Here is a 14693-nt window from a genome sequence, read left to right as displayed (position 1 = left end):
CGATAGGGATTGCCTTCGAGGATACGTTTGACTTGATGGGGGCAATCTTTTGCTCAAATTTATCGCGCTAGAGATAATGTCAAATTTACCCATAGAAATGCTCACTTACAGTCGGAGTTTAACCGAATATGTAGGTGAAAAACACTTTGTTCAGTGGACAAGGCCTGAACTTTACAAATCAAACCTTGTCCTTATAGCGTTTTGACGCAAAATTATTTTTTCCAAAAGGATTTACTCGCTTCAATGTTGGCTTGCCTACGACTGACACCAATGTCTCTGAGTAGGTAATCGGGCAGGCTAGCTAGCTGTCTACGCAGCTTGGCGCGCTCAATACACTGTTCGTAGTGTGCCGCAAAATACTTGATGCTAAACCAGAGTCGCTGGATTAAAAGTAAGTCTGGTTTAACTCTAAACTGACTCATTTGCTGATGTGTTCCACTGTGTCTATTCATTTTTGATGCTCCTATGCTGTTTGCACTTAAACATTATTTGATTTTAGGTTAGGCTGACAAACGACTTAAACAGACTGTGAGTTAAGGAGAGCTTAAGTGAGTGAGCGTTTGCCCCCTTTGCAAGGGCTATATTGCTTCTATATGGCGGCTGAATTAGGCAGCTTTAAGCAAGCTGCGGCTAGGCTATATGTAACGGCTGCGGCGATGAGTCAACAGATCCGCCAGTTGGAAGAGCGACTTGAGGTTAAGTTATTCGAGCGGCAGCATCGTAAGGTCGTGTTAACCGCTGAAGGGGTCACTTTATATAACTATGCGAAACAAGCCTTTGTGAGTTTACAGGATGGAGTTAGGCAGCTGAGTCAAGATCCTAACCCAAATACTTTATCGATTTCGGTACTACCTTCATTTGCTCAACACTGGTTAGTGCCACGCTTGGGTGATTTTAGTCAGCAACATCCCGACTTGTCGGTGATGTTGATGCCGAAAGATACCTTGATTGATTTTCGCCAAGAGCCTGTGGACCTATGTGTGCGTTACGGGTTGGGGGAATACCCTGGTTTAGCATCCGAAAAGCTAATGGATGACCATATTTATCCAGTTTGTCATCCGCTTTACTTTGAGCAACACCCGGGTTTATCCCTTGATGACTTAAGTGGACATACGGTGATAGATGATGCTCGCCCAGATATGAACTGGCAGTATTGGTTACAATTGGCGGGTTATAAACAAAGTCCTACCAAAGCCAACTTAATCTATCAAGGCGCCCACGTGGTGTTAGAAGGAGCTTTATCTGTGCAAGGGATAGCTTTAGTGAGACATAGTCTGGCTTGGAAATACATTCAGCAGGGGACTTTAGTTCAATTAGGGAATATTGCGGTGCGTTCCAGTTATAGCTATTTCTTAGTCGCTCCAGAGCCCTATTTAAAGCGAGAAAAGGTGCGCCAATTCAGCCATTGGATCAGTGCTGAAGTGGAAAGTTTTTGGTTTGACAGCCAAGCTAAATCTACTGATATAAAGCTGGTACAAGCCAAAGAGTGCTGTTAGTTCGTCGTTGAGGTGCTCGATTGTTTACAGCGATTTTGCCGTTTGCTGCTCTGGTGGTGAACTTTGTTCAATCGTAATTCGAGTGGCTTCTAAGGTTGCCCAGCTTTTGTCATTACGAATAATCTCTGCTTTCACCAGTTGATAATCAAGCGCTGGTGCAAGCCATAACCAAGTTTTGCGGCCTTCCCGCTTTTTTTGTTCAAGCTTAAGCGTTTTGAATTCACCTAGTTCGGTGTTGATCGTTTCTTTTCCGATGACATTGAAGCGGTAGTTTTCAATTTCATCAATGGCGTTGTAATGATAATTCATATCGGTGAGGCCATTTTTTAGGTCATTTTGTAGTTGCACCGAAAAGCCAGCGGTATCCATTAATTGTTTTACGTCTTCGGGCGCTTCAAAGTGATGACTCTTGCCATTAATTTCAACGATTAATCCACCTTTACGGTCTGGGTGACCAATTGCTTGTAAGTGACTAAATAAACTTTTTTGCTTATGAACAAAACCTAAGGTTTGCACCTGCTCCTGTTGATAGGAAAAGCGCGAGGTATCATCGTAGGAAAATCCCCCGCCTAAAGCACTGGCACGGCTTTTTATTTGAAACACATTGTGATTGAGTTTTATGAGCTGTCGGTAGCCAGTAGCGATTGGGATCCCTTTAAAGCTTGCTGCATATTCAGCTTCAAAGGGAAGGATCTGTGCCACGGTGGTGGTACTCAATAACAAACTTGCAAAGCTTACGGTTTTTAATAACGACATAACAATTCATCCAAAGGGTGACATGCTTATTATACCTATCTAACTCATTATCTGTTGATTCTTGCTGGGCTAAATCTGCGCTAACTGCGTTATGTATCGTGTCATCAGAGTCATTCGTTACTGCACTTCATGCCTAGTTATCGGCAGATTTATTCTGCGCAATAGGTTGATCATATAATGAATCAAATTGGTATTATACTGAGCTAAGTATGACAAAGCTTCGAGTGAAACCAAAAATAAAAAGCCCCGCATCAGCGGGGCTTTATGATCACTTTGAAATTAACTTAATAAAATTAAGCTTTTGCTTTGCTTGCTTTTTTAGCGGGCGCTTTTTTTTCAGCTGCTTCACGTTCTTCGGTTTCTACGTAAGGACGACCGTAGTACGAATCAAGTAGCACTTGTTTTAATTCAGCGATTAATGGGTAACGTGGGTTTGCACCAGTACATTGGTCATCAAACGCGTCAACCGCTAACTCGTCAACTTTAGCAAGGAACTCTGCTTCAGGAACACCCGCAGCTTGAATTGATAATGGGATATTGATTTCAACTTTAAGTTCGTCTAACCAAGTTAACAATGCATTAAGCTTGTCTTCAGTATTCCCTTCGCGGAAGCCCAAGTGCTCAGCAACTTCAGCATAACGAGCCCGTGCTTTCGGACGGTCGTATTGTGAAAATGCGGTTTGTTTGGTTGGTGTATTGGTTGCATTGTAACGAATGGTATTGGTAAGCAACAAAGCATTTGCCAAACCGTGCGGTACGTGGAATTCTGCACCCAATTTGTGAGCCATTGAGTGACACACACCTAGGAAAGAGTTCGCAAACGCGATACCAGCGATGGTTGCAGCATTGTGTACTTTTTCACGAGCGATAGGGTCAGACTTACCATTTTTGTAAGAGCTTGGTAGGTATTCTTTCAGCATCTTAAGTGCTTGCAGAGCTTGACCGTCTGAGTATTCGTTCGCTAAAACAGAAACATAAGCTTCCATGGCGTGCGTTACCGCATCGTAACCACCAAAGGCACAGAGTGACTTAGGCATATCCATCACTAAGTTAGCATCGATTACAGCCATGTTCGGTGTTAACTCGTAATCAGCTAATGGATATTTTTGACCCGTTGCATCGTCGGTTACCACTGCGAAAGGTGTGACTTCTGAACCAGTACCTGAAGTTGTAGTGATACAGACAAGTTCAGCTTTTGACCCCATTTTAGGGAACTTATAAATACGTTTACGGATGTCCATAAAGCGCATTGATAGATCTTCGAAATCAGTTTCTGGGTGCTCGTACATTACCCACATGATTTTCGCAGCATCCATTGGTGAACCACCACCAACCGCTAAGATTACATCTGGTTGATAGCTGTGACAGGCTTGAGCACCTTTTTTCACGATGGTTAATGTTGGATCTGCTTCTACGTCATGGAATATTTCTACTTCCATACCTTTTTCTTTAAGGATTGAGCGTAGATCGTCGATGTAACCGTGGTTGAACAAGAATTTGTCAGTCACGATCATTGCGCGTTTTTTGCCATCTAAATCGTCCATGGCAACAGGTAATGAACCGCGGCGGAAGTAGATTGATTTAGGAAGTTTATGCCACAACATATTCTCAGCTCGCTTAGCAACAATTTTCTTATTAATTAGGTGTTTTGGACCCACGTTTTCAGAAATCGCGTTACCACCCCATGAACCACAACCAAGAGTCAATGAAGGTGCAAGTTCAAAGTTGTAAAGGTCACCAATACCACCGTGTGAAGAAGGGGTATTAATTAAAATACGTGCCGTCTTCATTTTGTCGCCAAAGTAAGCAATACGCTCGGCATTTGCATCTTGGTCGGTATAAAGAACAGAAGTATGGCCTACACCGCCAATATCTAACACGATACCCGCTTGGCGAACCGCATCTTCAAAGTCTTTCGCTTTGAACACACCTAAAGTCGGAGATAGTTTCTCGTGGGCGAACTCATCATCGAAAGAAGCTTCTAAGCCTTCGCCGATTAGAATTTTAGTTGACTTAGGTACGGTTACACCGGCTAATTCAGCAATTTTATAAGCAGGTTGACCAACAATTTTTGCGTTAAGAGCGCCGTTAATCATTAGTACTTTACGGACTTTGTCTGCGTCTGACTTGCTCAGTACTGCTGCGCCATATTTAGCGAACCGCGCCAATACTTCGTCGTACTTTGATTCAACGATGATTGCTGCTTGCTCAGAGGCACAGATTACGCCGTTATCAAAGGTTTTAGACATCAGAATTGAAGAAACAGCACGCTTCACGTCAGCTGTTTCATCGATCACTACCGGTGTATTACCCGCGCCAACACCGATTGCTGGCTTACCTGAAGAGTAAGCTGCTTTAACCATGCCTGGACCACCAGTAGCAAGAATTAAAGAGATGTCATCGTGCTTCATTAGTGCGTTAGACAATTCAACAGAAGGTTGATCAATCCAGCCAATGATATCCTTAGGTGCACCAGCTTTAATTGCTGCATCTAGTACCAGCTGTGCGGCAAAGTTGGTTGAGTTTTTAGCGCGAGGGTGTGGAGAGAAAATACAACCGTTGCGGGTTTTCAAGCTGATTAAAGCTTTGAAGATTGCCGTAGAGGTTGGGTTGGTAGTCGGTACGATAGCACAAACGATCCCTACTGGTTCAGCGATGGTAATGGTACCACCTTCTTCATTACGTTCAATGACACCACAAGTTAAAGTATCTTTATATTTGTTGTAGATGAACTCAGAAGCGAAGTGGTTTTTAATCACTTTGTCTTCCATAATGCCCATGCCAGACTCTTCAGCGGCCATGCGAGCGAGTTCAATACGGGCTGTAGAAGCTGCGAGTGACGCGGCGCGGAAAATTTTATCCACTTGCTCTTGGCTGTATGTTGCGAAAATAGCTTGCGCTGCCTTCACTCGAGCAACCATTGCGTTTAACTCATCTATATTACCTACAGGCATCCTGTTCTCCTCATTTAAACTAAAATTAATTAGTAAACCGAAATGGTCAAATAAACTGCCACATTATAGACCCTAAATAGACGCTTGAGTGGTTTAGTAATTAACTTTCACCAGCGATTATAATAGCCATTCGTTGCTTTAGCTTGATCCAGATCATGTGTTACTAAGTTACAAATGTAAATAAATAACGTTTTATTTACCTATATAGTGGCCTATTTGTATTATTTAATACAAATAATGTAATTTATTTACTGTTTTCATCTCATTTGTTCTGTTTGTCTTTCAGTTATGCTTTCATGTTGAATTGATTCGGTACCACCTTAATTCTTAGGCTTGGAGCGATAAACTAATTCATACATATTATGTAAATAGTTAGTTTGAGCCAATCACAAAAATCAACTTATTATTTGTTGTTTTGTTTCTTCGGGTGTAGCATCTTGCGTGATTGTACGTTTTTTCAGAACATTATACTGATTTAATATTCATGAAAAGTGAATGGAAATTACATGGTTAGGCTCATTGTAGCTCACCGTGTGGAGATGGAGATTAAAATGAAAACTGCTAAAACCCTTATTGGTAGCTTAATTGGCGCGGCCATATTCGGCTCATTCGCCATGACTACTTATGCTGCCAATGTTCCTGCTGGTGTAAAATTGGCACCTGTACAAGAGTTAGTACGTGGCAATGGTTCAGAACCAGCGTCTCTTGACCCCCACAAAACCGAAGGCGTCCCTGAATCGAATGTGATCCGTGAGCTTTTAGAAGGTTTAGTTAACCAAGATGGTCAGGGTAATCTGGTGCCAGGTGCAGCGGAGTCATGGGAAACAAAAGACAACAAAACATTTGTGTTTCATTTGCGTCACAATGCTAAGTGGTCAAATGGTGACCCAGTGACAGCTCACGATTTTGAATATAGCTTCAAACGTGCAGTTGATCCTAAAACAGCTGCACCTTATTCGTGGTTTTTAGAAATGACCACTATGGTTAACGCTGCAGACATCATTGACGGTAAAAAACCGGCTTCTGAGTTAGGAGTAAAAGCACTTGATGATTACACTTTACAGATCCAGCTGACGGAAGCATTGCCTTATTTTGTGGCAATGACCTCACACACCACCATGAAGCCAGTCCATCAAGCGACTGTTGAAAAATACGGGGATAAATGGACACTACCTGCGAACTTCGTTGGTAATGGGGCTTACAAAGTATCTGAGTGGGTGGTGAACGAAAAAATCGTGATGGTCCGTAATGAAAATTACTGGGACAACGCGCATACCGTGATTAACAAAGTGACTTATTTACCTATCGAAAGCCAAGTAACCGATATGAACCGTTTCTTAGCGGGTGAAATCGACATGACTTACGAGATGGCTAACGAACACTTTAAACGGATGCAAAAAGAACAACCTGAATCCTTGAAGGTGACGCCTTACCTCTGTTCTTACTACTATGGTTTTAATAACAAGAAAGCACCATTTGATGATGTTCGTGTTCGTAAAGCGTTGTCTTACGCCATTGACCGGGACGCGGTTGCAAAATATATCGTCGGTAAGGGTGAACTGCCCGCTTACAATTTCGCCCACCAGAAAGTCGCTGGCCTACATTTCGACAAACCAGAATATGCAACCTGGACTCAAAAAGAGCGCAATGCGAAAGCTAAAGCCTTGTTGGAAGAAGTGGGTTACACCAAAGACAAACCTTTAGAGTTTAGCTTGTTATATAACACCAGTGATAACCATAAGAAGATTGCAATTGCAGTCGCGTCGATGTGGAAGAAAACCCTCGGAGTAAAAGTTAACTTAGAAAACCAAGAGTGGAAAACTTTCTTGGATAACCGTCGCAACGGTAATTACGACGTGACTCGTGCGGGTTGGTGTGGTGATTACAATGAAGCGTCTACTTTCTTGTCGTTGATGCAAAGTAACAATGGTAATAACGACCAGTTTTATAATAGTCCTGCCTATGATGGTTTCATGAATGCGGCAATGGTAGCGGTTGATCCTGCCGTACGGAGTGACAACTACCGTCAAGCTGAAGCGCAATTGGCAAAAGATATGCCTTTAGCTCCTATCTATCACTACGTGAATGCGCGTTTGGTTAAACCGACTGTTGGTGGTTACCCGATGAACAACGCAGAAGACAAAGTGTACAGCAAAGACCTATACATCATTGCTCAGTAATTGATGATTAATAATAAGGCACCTTTTCTTAAGGTGCCTTATTTTGTTGTGGCTAGAACTTAGTCGCGACAACAGAGTTTAATAGTTGGAAATAGTATGATTAAGTTCATCTTTAAAAGAATATTAGAATCAATACCAACTTTGTTGGTATTGATCACCGTTACCTTTTTCATGATGCGTTTTGCTCCAGGAAGTCCTTTCTCTGGTGAGCGCTCACTCCCGCCTGAAGTCTTAGCCAATATTGAGGCGAAGTACGGTTTAGATAAACCGGTGTTAGAGCAATATTTGACTTACCTCGGTAATTTAGTTCAAGGCGATCTTGGCCCATCATTCAAATACAAAGATTACTCAGTGAATGAGCTGGTTGCACAAGCTTTGCCTGTCTCTGCCAAGATTGGTTCCATCGCCTTTGTTTTTACGGTGTTGATGGGCGTGTCGGTTGGCACACTGGCTGCTCTCAAACAGAATACCTGGATGGATTTTAGTATCATGTCCACCGCAATGGCGGGGGTGGTGATGCCTTCATTTGTGCTTGCGCCAACCCTAGTTTATATCTTTGCAATTAAATTACAGTGGTTACCTGCAGGGGGCTGGAATGGAGGGGCGATCCAGTACATCATTTTACCAATGTTGGGGATGTCGTTGTTGTATGTGGCATCTTTTGCCCGAATTATGCGCGGTAGCATGATTGAAGTCTTGAGCTCTAACTTTATTCGTACCGCCAAAGCGAAGGGTTTACCATTTCGTTATATCGTATTACGGCATGCGCTGCGCCCCGCTTTGCTGCCTGTGGTCTCTTTCATGGGGCCCGCTTTTGTGGGAATTATCACCGGATCGGTGGTGATTGAGACCATTTTTGGTTTGCCTGGTTTTGGCAAGTTGTTTGTAAATGGTGCACTGAATCGTGATTACTCTTTGGTATTAGGCTTAACCATTATGATTGGTACTTTTACCATTTTATTTAATGCGATCGTAGACATCCTGTATGCCTTTATCGATCCTAAAATTCGCTACTAAGAGGCTGTTATGTTAGACAATAAACAAAATAGCGACGCAATTAGCGAGTTTGCTCAAAATTTGGAAATTGAAGGTCGTAGCCTATGGCAAGATGCCCGGATACGCTTTATGCGCAACCGCGCTGCGATGGTTAGTTTAACCATATTAGTTGTAATTACCTTATTGGTTATTTTTGGCTCTCACCTCAGTGACTTTGTGTTTGATGACACCGACTGGGGGGCGATGCACCAAGGACCTTCGATTGAAAGCGGCCATTACTTTGGCACCGATGCCTTGGGTCGAGACATGTTTGTTCGGACTTTACTTGGGGGGCAAATATCGCTGTTAGTCGGGGTGATGGGCGCTTTTGTTGCGGTGTTAATTGGCACTTTATATGGTGCAACCTCCGGCTTTTTGGGCGGCACGGTTGACCGAGTCATGATGCGGTTGCTGGAAATTCTTTATGGCATCCCCTTCATGTTTTTTGTGATTTTACTGGTGACCTTTTTTGGCCGCAATATTTTCTTAGTATTTGTGGCGATCGGTGCGGTGTCATGGTTAGACATGGCGCGGATTGTTCGAGGTCAGACGCTGAGTTTAAAAAATAAAGAGTTTATCGAAGCTGCTGAAGTTTGCGGTGTCTCTAAGTGGAAAATTATTACTCGCCACATTGTTCCTAATGTATTGGGTATCGTTGCGGTTTACGCCACTTTATTGGTACCACAGATGATTTTAACCGAGTCATTTTTAAGCTTCCTTGGTTTAGGGGTACAAGAGCCGATGACTTCTTGGGGCGCCTTATTACAAGATGGTTCACAAACCATGGAAATCGCTATTTGGCAGCTGCTTTATCCAGCTGGATTCATGGTAGTGACTTTATTTAGTTTTAACTATGTAGGCGACGGTTTACGTGATGCCTTAGATCCTAAAGATCGTTAAGGCAAGGGTAGAACAATGAGTTTATTAGATGTGAAAGACCTTCGGGTGGAGTTCTCAACTCCAGAAGGCAGTGTAACCGCGGTGAACGATTTAACCTTTTCACTGGAAGCAGGGCAGACCTTAGGGATTGTCGGTGAGTCAGGCTCGGGTAAAAGCCAAACCGCTTTTGCTTTAATGGGGTTGTTGGCGAAAAATGGCATCATTACTGGTGAAGCGCTATTTAATGGCCAGCAAATTTTGAACTTGCCAGAGAAAAAGCTGAATGCCATCCGGGCAGAGAAAATCGCGATGATTTTCCAAGATCCGATGACTTCTCTTAATCCTTACATGAAGGTGGGGGAGCAGCTTAAAGAAGTATTACGCCTGCATAAAGGGATGAATAATAAAGAAGCGCATGTTGAAGCGCTGAGAATGTTAGATGCGGTTAAAATGCCCGAGGCTGAAAAGCGTATGGCGATGTATCCCCATGAGTTTTCTGGTGGGATGCGTCAACGGGTGATGATTGCAATGGCACTACTTTGTCGACCACAGTTATTGATTGCCGATGAACCTACCACCGCCTTAGATGTGACAGTGCAGGCGCAAATCATGACCTTACTGAATGAGCTGAAAAGTGAATTTAATACCGCCATTATTATGATTACCCATGATTTAGGGGTTGTGGCTGGCCTATGCGAGAAAGTACTGGTGATGTATGCCGGTCGTACCATGGAATATGGCACTGCAGAAGAAGTATTTTATCGCCCAAGCCACCCTTATACCGAAGGTCTGCTAAAAGCGATCCCTCGTTTAGATACAGAGGGCGAAATTTTACCGACCATTCCTGGGAATCCGCCTAACTTACTTCGCTTACCGCAAGGTTGTCCTTTCCAAGAGCGTTGTCATCGTGTTAGTCAACGCTGTTTAGATGAAAGTCCGATCCTGACTCATTTTGGTGGACAACGTCAGCGTGCTTGTCATAACGATTTTCATTTATCGGGAGGACAATCGCATGAGTGAAAAAAACTTGTTGCTTGATGTCGTAGACTTGAAAGTATACTTCCGCATTAAAGATGCAAAAGCATTGCCTTGGACTCCCGCAGCTGCCTTGAAAGCGGTTGATGGTGTGTCATTAAAACTCTATCAGGGTGAAACCTTAGGGGTGGTTGGAGAATCGGGCTGTGGTAAATCGACTTTTGCTCGAGCGGTGATTGGTTTGGTTCCGGCCGAAGCAGGCAAAGTGGTGTGGTTAGGCCAGGATTTAACTCGCTTGCCACATAAAGAGCTGCGTGAGAAACGCAAAGAAATTCAGATGATCTTCCAAGATCCATTGGCCTCGCTTAACCCGCGGATGACGATTGGCGACATCATCGCCGAGCCATTAGAAACCTTTTATCCCAAATTGAACAAGCAAGAAGTCAAGCAGCGGGTTCAAAAAATGATGATGAAGGTCGGCTTGTTGCCTAACGTGATTAACCGTTATCCACATGAATTTTCTGGCGGACAATGTCAACGAATTGGAATTGCGCGCGCGCTGATCCTCGAACCAAAGATGATTATTTGTGATGAGCCAGTGTCGGCGCTGGACGTTTCTATTCAAGCGCAAGTGGTTAACTTGCTGAAAGAGTTACAAGCGGAAATGGGCTTGAGCCTTATTTTTATTGCCCATGACTTATCAGTGGTTAAACATATTTCTGACCGCGTTTTGGTAATGTATTTAGGTAATTCGGTTGAACTAGGCACCTCCGATGCCTTGTTTAATAAGCCGAGTCATCCTTATACCAAAGCCCTGATGTCAGCAGTACCAATCCCGGATCCGAAGTTGGAGCGTAGTAAAACAATTCAACTATTGGAAGGCGATCTACCTTCGCCAATTCATCCTCCTTCGGGCTGTGTTTTCCGCACTCGCTGTCCTATTGCGACGGAACAGTGTGCGAAAACTAAACCGCAGTTGCTTGGCAATGACCAGCACTCGGTCAGTTGTCTTCATACCAGCGTGTAAAACGCCTTGGTTGGTATCAAAAGCTAGGCTAATAAGCCTAGCTTTTTTATTGGATAAGGTCCCTCATAAGCTGTCTCTTCAATAGGGGAGTGGCGCAAGCTATTAATTTAACTTAGCTGTTCAACTTAGCTAACTTGCTACTTACATTTTAGGTTTAGTTTATTTACTTTTTAGGCGTGTGGCGTGAGCTGACTCTGACTATTTGTCACTGCTTATTTTGTGTTAGTAGAGTGTGAAGTATTTGGCATAACCACATCGACACTCAGTGGAAAATAGCGCTAACGCTATCATTTTAAGGGATCTATTGATGCTGTATTTTGAGTTTCTATTTCTGTTGCTCATGCTCTATACCGGCTCTCGTTACGGTGGGATTGGATTAGGGGTTGTCTCGGGGATTGGTTTGGCGATTGAAGTCTTCTTCTTCAAGATGCCACCAACCTCACCGCCAGTCACCGTGATGTTAATCATCTTGGCGGTGGTGACCTGCGCTTCAATTTTGGAAGCTGCCGGCGGCTTAAAGTATATGTTGCAGGTGGCCGAGAAATTGTTAAGAAAGAACCCTAAACGGGTGACTCTTATTGCCCCTTTTGTGACTTATACGATGACTTTTCTTTTAGGCACGGGTCACGCAGTGTATTCCATCATGCCGATTATTGGTGATGTGGCTTTAAAAAATGGGATCCGGCCTGAACGACCTATGGCGGCTTCATCGGTGGCTTCGCAAATCGCGATTACCGCATCGCCGATTTCTGCTGCAGTGGTTTATTATTTGGCTCAGCTAGCTGATCTTCGGGCCGATATTACGTTGCTATCTATCTTGATGGTGACCGTACCGGCAACCTTGTTTGGCACACTATTGATGTCTTTATATAGCTTAAAACGCGGTAAAGAATTAGATCAGGATGAAGAATACCAAGCGCGCTTAAAGGATCCGGTATGGCGTGAAAAAATACTCAATACCACAGCGACTTCTTTAGATGAGGTCTTACCGAGCAAAGCCAGAAATGCCGTTCTGTTATTTCTAGCTGCGATTGTAACGATTGTGATTATCGCCATGGTGCCAGAGATCCGCACCATCGTTGATGGTGATAAGCCGATTAAAATGTCGGTGATTATTCAAATGATGATGTTGGCTTTTGGTGGGGTGATTCTACTCGCAACCAAGACTGACCCACGTGATGTTCCTAATGGTGTGGTATTTAAATCGGGCATGGTTGCAGCCATTGCTATTTTTGGGATTGCCTGGATGTCGGATACCTATTTCCAATACGCCATGCCCCAATTTAGAAGTGGTATTGTGGAGATGGTGACTAATTATCCATGGACCTTTGCATTGGCGCTCTTTATTGTGTCTGTGGTGGTGAATTCTCAAGCTGCTACCGCGCGGATGATGTTACCAGTTGGCTTGGGTCTGGGCTTAGAACCGGCATTACTGATTGGTTTAATGCCTGCGGTATATGGTTATTTCTTTATTCCAAATTATCCATCCGATATTGCAACGGTTAATTTTGATACGTCTGGAACCACTAAGATTGGCAAGTGGTATTTCAATCACTCGTTTATGTCGGTTGGCTTAATTGGCGTGATTGGTGCGAGCTGCTTGGGATACGTACTGGGACAAATTATTATTGGTTAGCGGTTTGATTGGGGGGCTCATCTTGAGTGACCCTTGTTCAAGCCAAAAATAATAGGGAGGCTTTAAGCCTCCCTATTATTTGGGGGATGAGTCGCCCGATAAAGCAAACGATACCGCTTTTAGCGTTGCGGCTGTTGCGGGTCGAGTAAATATATAAGTCCTTCCGGTAATTGGGTTCGCCAAGCCAACATGTCATGACCGCCAGCTATTTCACTGAGCTGACTTTGATACCCTTTGGCATCTAACAGGCTTTTTAAACGTCGGTTTGGGGGCAATATCCATGTTTCTTCAAACAAGCCAGCACTAAGATACCAGCGTACTGTGCTGGTTGGTTTGAGCGCAAGCTGTTGAGTGAGCCATTCAGGTTGATGCTGGCGACTCGGGTCCATCTTTGGCCCCCACCAAAATGAACCGGACAAGCTTAGAACGCCGCCAAATAACTCGGGATATAGGGTTGCTGTGCATGCTGCTGTTAAACCTCCATAGCTAGAACCTGCTAAAATGGTTTGTTTTGCAGGTGCCGTAATGTTTTGCTGCGCGAGCCATGGCAGTAATTCTTTTGCTAAAAAAGATGAAAACTGAGGGTTGCAGGCTAATTCTGTTGCGCGGCTTTGGGCGCTGGGGTTACTGATAAATACTGCGTTCAGCGCCGGTATTTTTTTAGCATTGACTAAGTTATCCAGCAGTTGTGGCGTTTGCGCTTGCTGAAGATAACTCTCGGCATCGAAAAAGATAACTAAGGGCAGGCTAGAATCAGCAGCGGGATTGGCACTGCGATATAGATAAACATCGCGGCTATTGTTTAATATTTTGCTGCTTATTTGGCTTTGGCTTAGCGTTCCCTGATGTGTTGCTACGGGTGTTAGCCAAGGCTCTGCGGGGGCCGCAGCCAGGCGTAATATCGATTTACTGGTATATTTATCTTGTCGTTCAGAAAAATGCCAAGTGTTCGGATTGAAGGGGTCCCGTTGCGCAGTACTTAAAATCGCAACGCGTTGTGCTCGGCCACTTTCAGCAAGGGTTGGGACATCGGGGGCAATTTGATAGGAAAATAGACTGTTGTTGGGCAAGCTTAGACTTAAATACCAAATGTCGCTATCCTCAATTTGCTTGAAGGTGTGATGTTCGTGACCGGGTCCGCCGAGCAGTTTGACATTGTGTTTGGCACCTCGCCAGAGGAAGGTGACTAAGGAACTGCCCTTTGGCTCATCGATGCGATGGGGCGCAATGGCTTCGATGAGTGGGCTGCCGATGTGCGATATCTGTTGCCAAAATAATTCGGTATTGCCCGCTTTGACATATTGAGCGATCAGCTCTTGCAGGGTTTGGCTGGCGAGTGTGGTTTGAGCGGTTTGCATCGCTAAAGCAGGTTTACGTAATTTTAGGGTCAGCTGATTCGGGACTGCGGCATTGGTGAGTGTTAACTGATAATTGCCACTTTGCTGGGCGACTAAGTGAAGACTTTGTCCTTGACTCGGGCTGAGTAATAATTGCTTTATCCGCTTGCCATTTGGGTCATCTAGGGTGGCTTGTTCGAGTTTATTGGTGGCCGAAAACTTACCGCTGAGATAATCCCCAGACTGAAGTGCGATGGACCAAGAATGGGATTGATGTGCATCTAAGGAAATCGTTTGCTCGATGGGAAGGGGGGCCGCGGCGAGTTTTAAGCTTAATAAGCAACATAAGCTGGGCAATTGTTTCACGAGTTTTCGGGATGTTTTTTTTCGAGAAAGAGGCATAAAGGCTCCAAATTGA

The 14693-nt window shown here is 44.0% G+C and carries 11 protein-coding genes; 7 read left to right on the top strand and 4 right to left on the bottom strand.

Annotated features, from left to right (window positions below):
- Positions 1 to 212: 212 nt before the first annotated feature.
- Positions 213 to 452, bottom strand: a complete 240-nt coding sequence (locus tag ACRRSY_RS15835) for a DUF1127 domain-containing protein (protein ID WP_432452276.1) — start codon at positions 450 to 452, stop codon at positions 213 to 215.
- Positions 453 to 548: 96 nt separating this feature from the next.
- Between ACRRSY_RS15835 and ACRRSY_RS15830 the strand changes: the two genes are divergently transcribed.
- Entirely contained in the window at positions 549 to 1496 is a 948-nt protein-coding gene (locus ACRRSY_RS15830) for a LysR substrate-binding domain-containing protein (RefSeq protein ID WP_432452277.1), read from the top strand.
- Positions 1497 to 1520: 24 nt separating this feature from the next.
- Here the strand turns inward: ACRRSY_RS15830 and ACRRSY_RS15825 are convergent, their stop codons facing one another.
- The gene (locus ACRRSY_RS15825; RefSeq protein ID WP_432452278.1) at positions 1521 to 2252 is read right to left on the bottom strand and encodes a DUF3108 domain-containing protein; all 732 of its coding nucleotides are present in this window, start codon (positions 2250 to 2252) and stop codon (positions 1521 to 1523) included.
- A gap of 293 nt (positions 2253 to 2545) precedes the next feature.
- Positions 2546 to 5206, bottom strand: a complete 2661-nt coding sequence (gene adhE / locus ACRRSY_RS15820; protein ID WP_432452279.1) for a bifunctional acetaldehyde-CoA/alcohol dehydrogenase — start codon at positions 5204 to 5206, stop codon at positions 2546 to 2548.
- Between the two features lie 551 nt (positions 5207 to 5757).
- Here adhE and ACRRSY_RS15815 point away from each other — a divergent pair.
- The 6 genes from ACRRSY_RS15815 (at position 5758) to ACRRSY_RS15790 (ending at position 12938) form a co-directional block, all read left to right on the top strand.
- Positions 5758 to 7386 (top strand): ABC transporter substrate-binding protein, encoded by a 1629-nt coding sequence (locus tag ACRRSY_RS15815; RefSeq protein WP_432452280.1) that lies wholly within the window; start codon positions 5758 to 5760, stop codon positions 7384 to 7386.
- 96 nt (positions 7387 to 7482) lie between these two features.
- The gene (gene oppB, locus ACRRSY_RS15810; RefSeq protein WP_432452281.1) at positions 7483 to 8403 is read left to right on the top strand and encodes an oligopeptide ABC transporter permease OppB; all 921 of its coding nucleotides are present in this window, start codon (positions 7483 to 7485) and stop codon (positions 8401 to 8403) included.
- Between the two features lie 9 nt (positions 8404 to 8412).
- Positions 8413 to 9321: an oligopeptide ABC transporter permease OppC gene (gene oppC, locus ACRRSY_RS15805; RefSeq protein WP_432452282.1), complete on the top strand. Its 909-nt coding sequence runs from the start codon at positions 8413 to 8415 to the stop codon at positions 9319 to 9321.
- A 15-nt stretch (positions 9322 to 9336) separates the two neighbouring features.
- Positions 9337 to 10320, top strand: coding sequence for an oligopeptide ABC transporter ATP-binding protein OppD (gene oppD, locus ACRRSY_RS15800; RefSeq protein WP_432452283.1), 984 nt, complete (start codon positions 9337 to 9339; stop codon positions 10318 to 10320).
- Positions 10313 to 11302 carry a murein tripeptide/oligopeptide ABC transporter ATP binding protein OppF gene (gene oppF / locus ACRRSY_RS15795; RefSeq protein ID WP_432452284.1) on the top strand — a complete coding sequence of 330 codons (990 nt, stop codon included), beginning with the start codon at positions 10313 to 10315 and terminating at the stop codon, positions 11300 to 11302. Before oppD ends, oppF begins: the two co-directional genes overlap by 8 nt.
- 307 nt (positions 11303 to 11609) lie before the next feature.
- The gene (locus ACRRSY_RS15790) at positions 11610 to 12938 is read left to right on the top strand and encodes an anaerobic C4-dicarboxylate transporter (protein ID WP_432452285.1); all 1329 of its coding nucleotides are present in this window, start codon (positions 11610 to 11612) and stop codon (positions 12936 to 12938) included.
- A 119-nt stretch (positions 12939 to 13057) separates the two neighbouring features.
- Here the strand turns inward: ACRRSY_RS15790 and ACRRSY_RS15785 are convergent, their stop codons facing one another.
- Positions 13058 to 14677, bottom strand: a complete 1620-nt coding sequence (locus ACRRSY_RS15785; RefSeq protein ID WP_432452286.1) for an alpha/beta hydrolase — start codon at positions 14675 to 14677, stop codon at positions 13058 to 13060.
- Between the last annotated feature and the right edge of the window lie 16 nt (positions 14678 to 14693).

It is taken from the genome of Agarivorans sp. QJM3NY_33, from assembly GCF_050870865.2.
Classification (GTDB): Bacteria; Pseudomonadota; Gammaproteobacteria; order Enterobacterales; family Celerinatantimonadaceae; genus Agarivorans.
Note: the sequence above shows the minus strand (reverse complement) of the source record. Positions and strands in the feature narration are given on the sequence as shown.

Coding starts and splice junctions, on each gene's coding strand:
- ACRRSY_RS15835 (WP_432452276.1), bottom strand. CDS start 452: ATGAATAGACACAGTGGAACACATCAGCAAATGAGTCAGTTTAGAGTT.
- adhE (WP_432452279.1), bottom strand. CDS start 5,206: ATGCCTGTAGGTAATATAGATGAGTTAAACGCAATGGTTGCTCGAGTG.
- oppF (WP_432452284.1), top strand. CDS start 10,313: ATGAGTGAAAAAAACTTGTTGCTTGATGTCGTAGACTTGAAAGTATAC.
- oppB (WP_432452281.1), top strand. CDS start 7,483: ATGATTAAGTTCATCTTTAAAAGAATATTAGAATCAATACCAACTTTG.
- oppC (WP_432452282.1), top strand. CDS start 8,413: ATGTTAGACAATAAACAAAATAGCGACGCAATTAGCGAGTTTGCTCAA.
- ACRRSY_RS15815 (WP_432452280.1), top strand. CDS start 5,758: ATGAAAACTGCTAAAACCCTTATTGGTAGCTTAATTGGCGCGGCCATA.
- ACRRSY_RS15785 (WP_432452286.1), bottom strand. CDS start 14,677: ATGCCTCTTTCTCGAAAAAAAACATCCCGAAAACTCGTGAAACAATTG.
- ACRRSY_RS15790 (WP_432452285.1), top strand. CDS start 11,610: ATGCTGTATTTTGAGTTTCTATTTCTGTTGCTCATGCTCTATACCGGC.
- ACRRSY_RS15825 (WP_432452278.1), bottom strand. CDS start 2,252: ATGTCGTTATTAAAAACCGTAAGCTTTGCAAGTTTGTTATTGAGTACC.
- oppD (WP_432452283.1), top strand. CDS start 9,337: ATGAGTTTATTAGATGTGAAAGACCTTCGGGTGGAGTTCTCAACTCCA.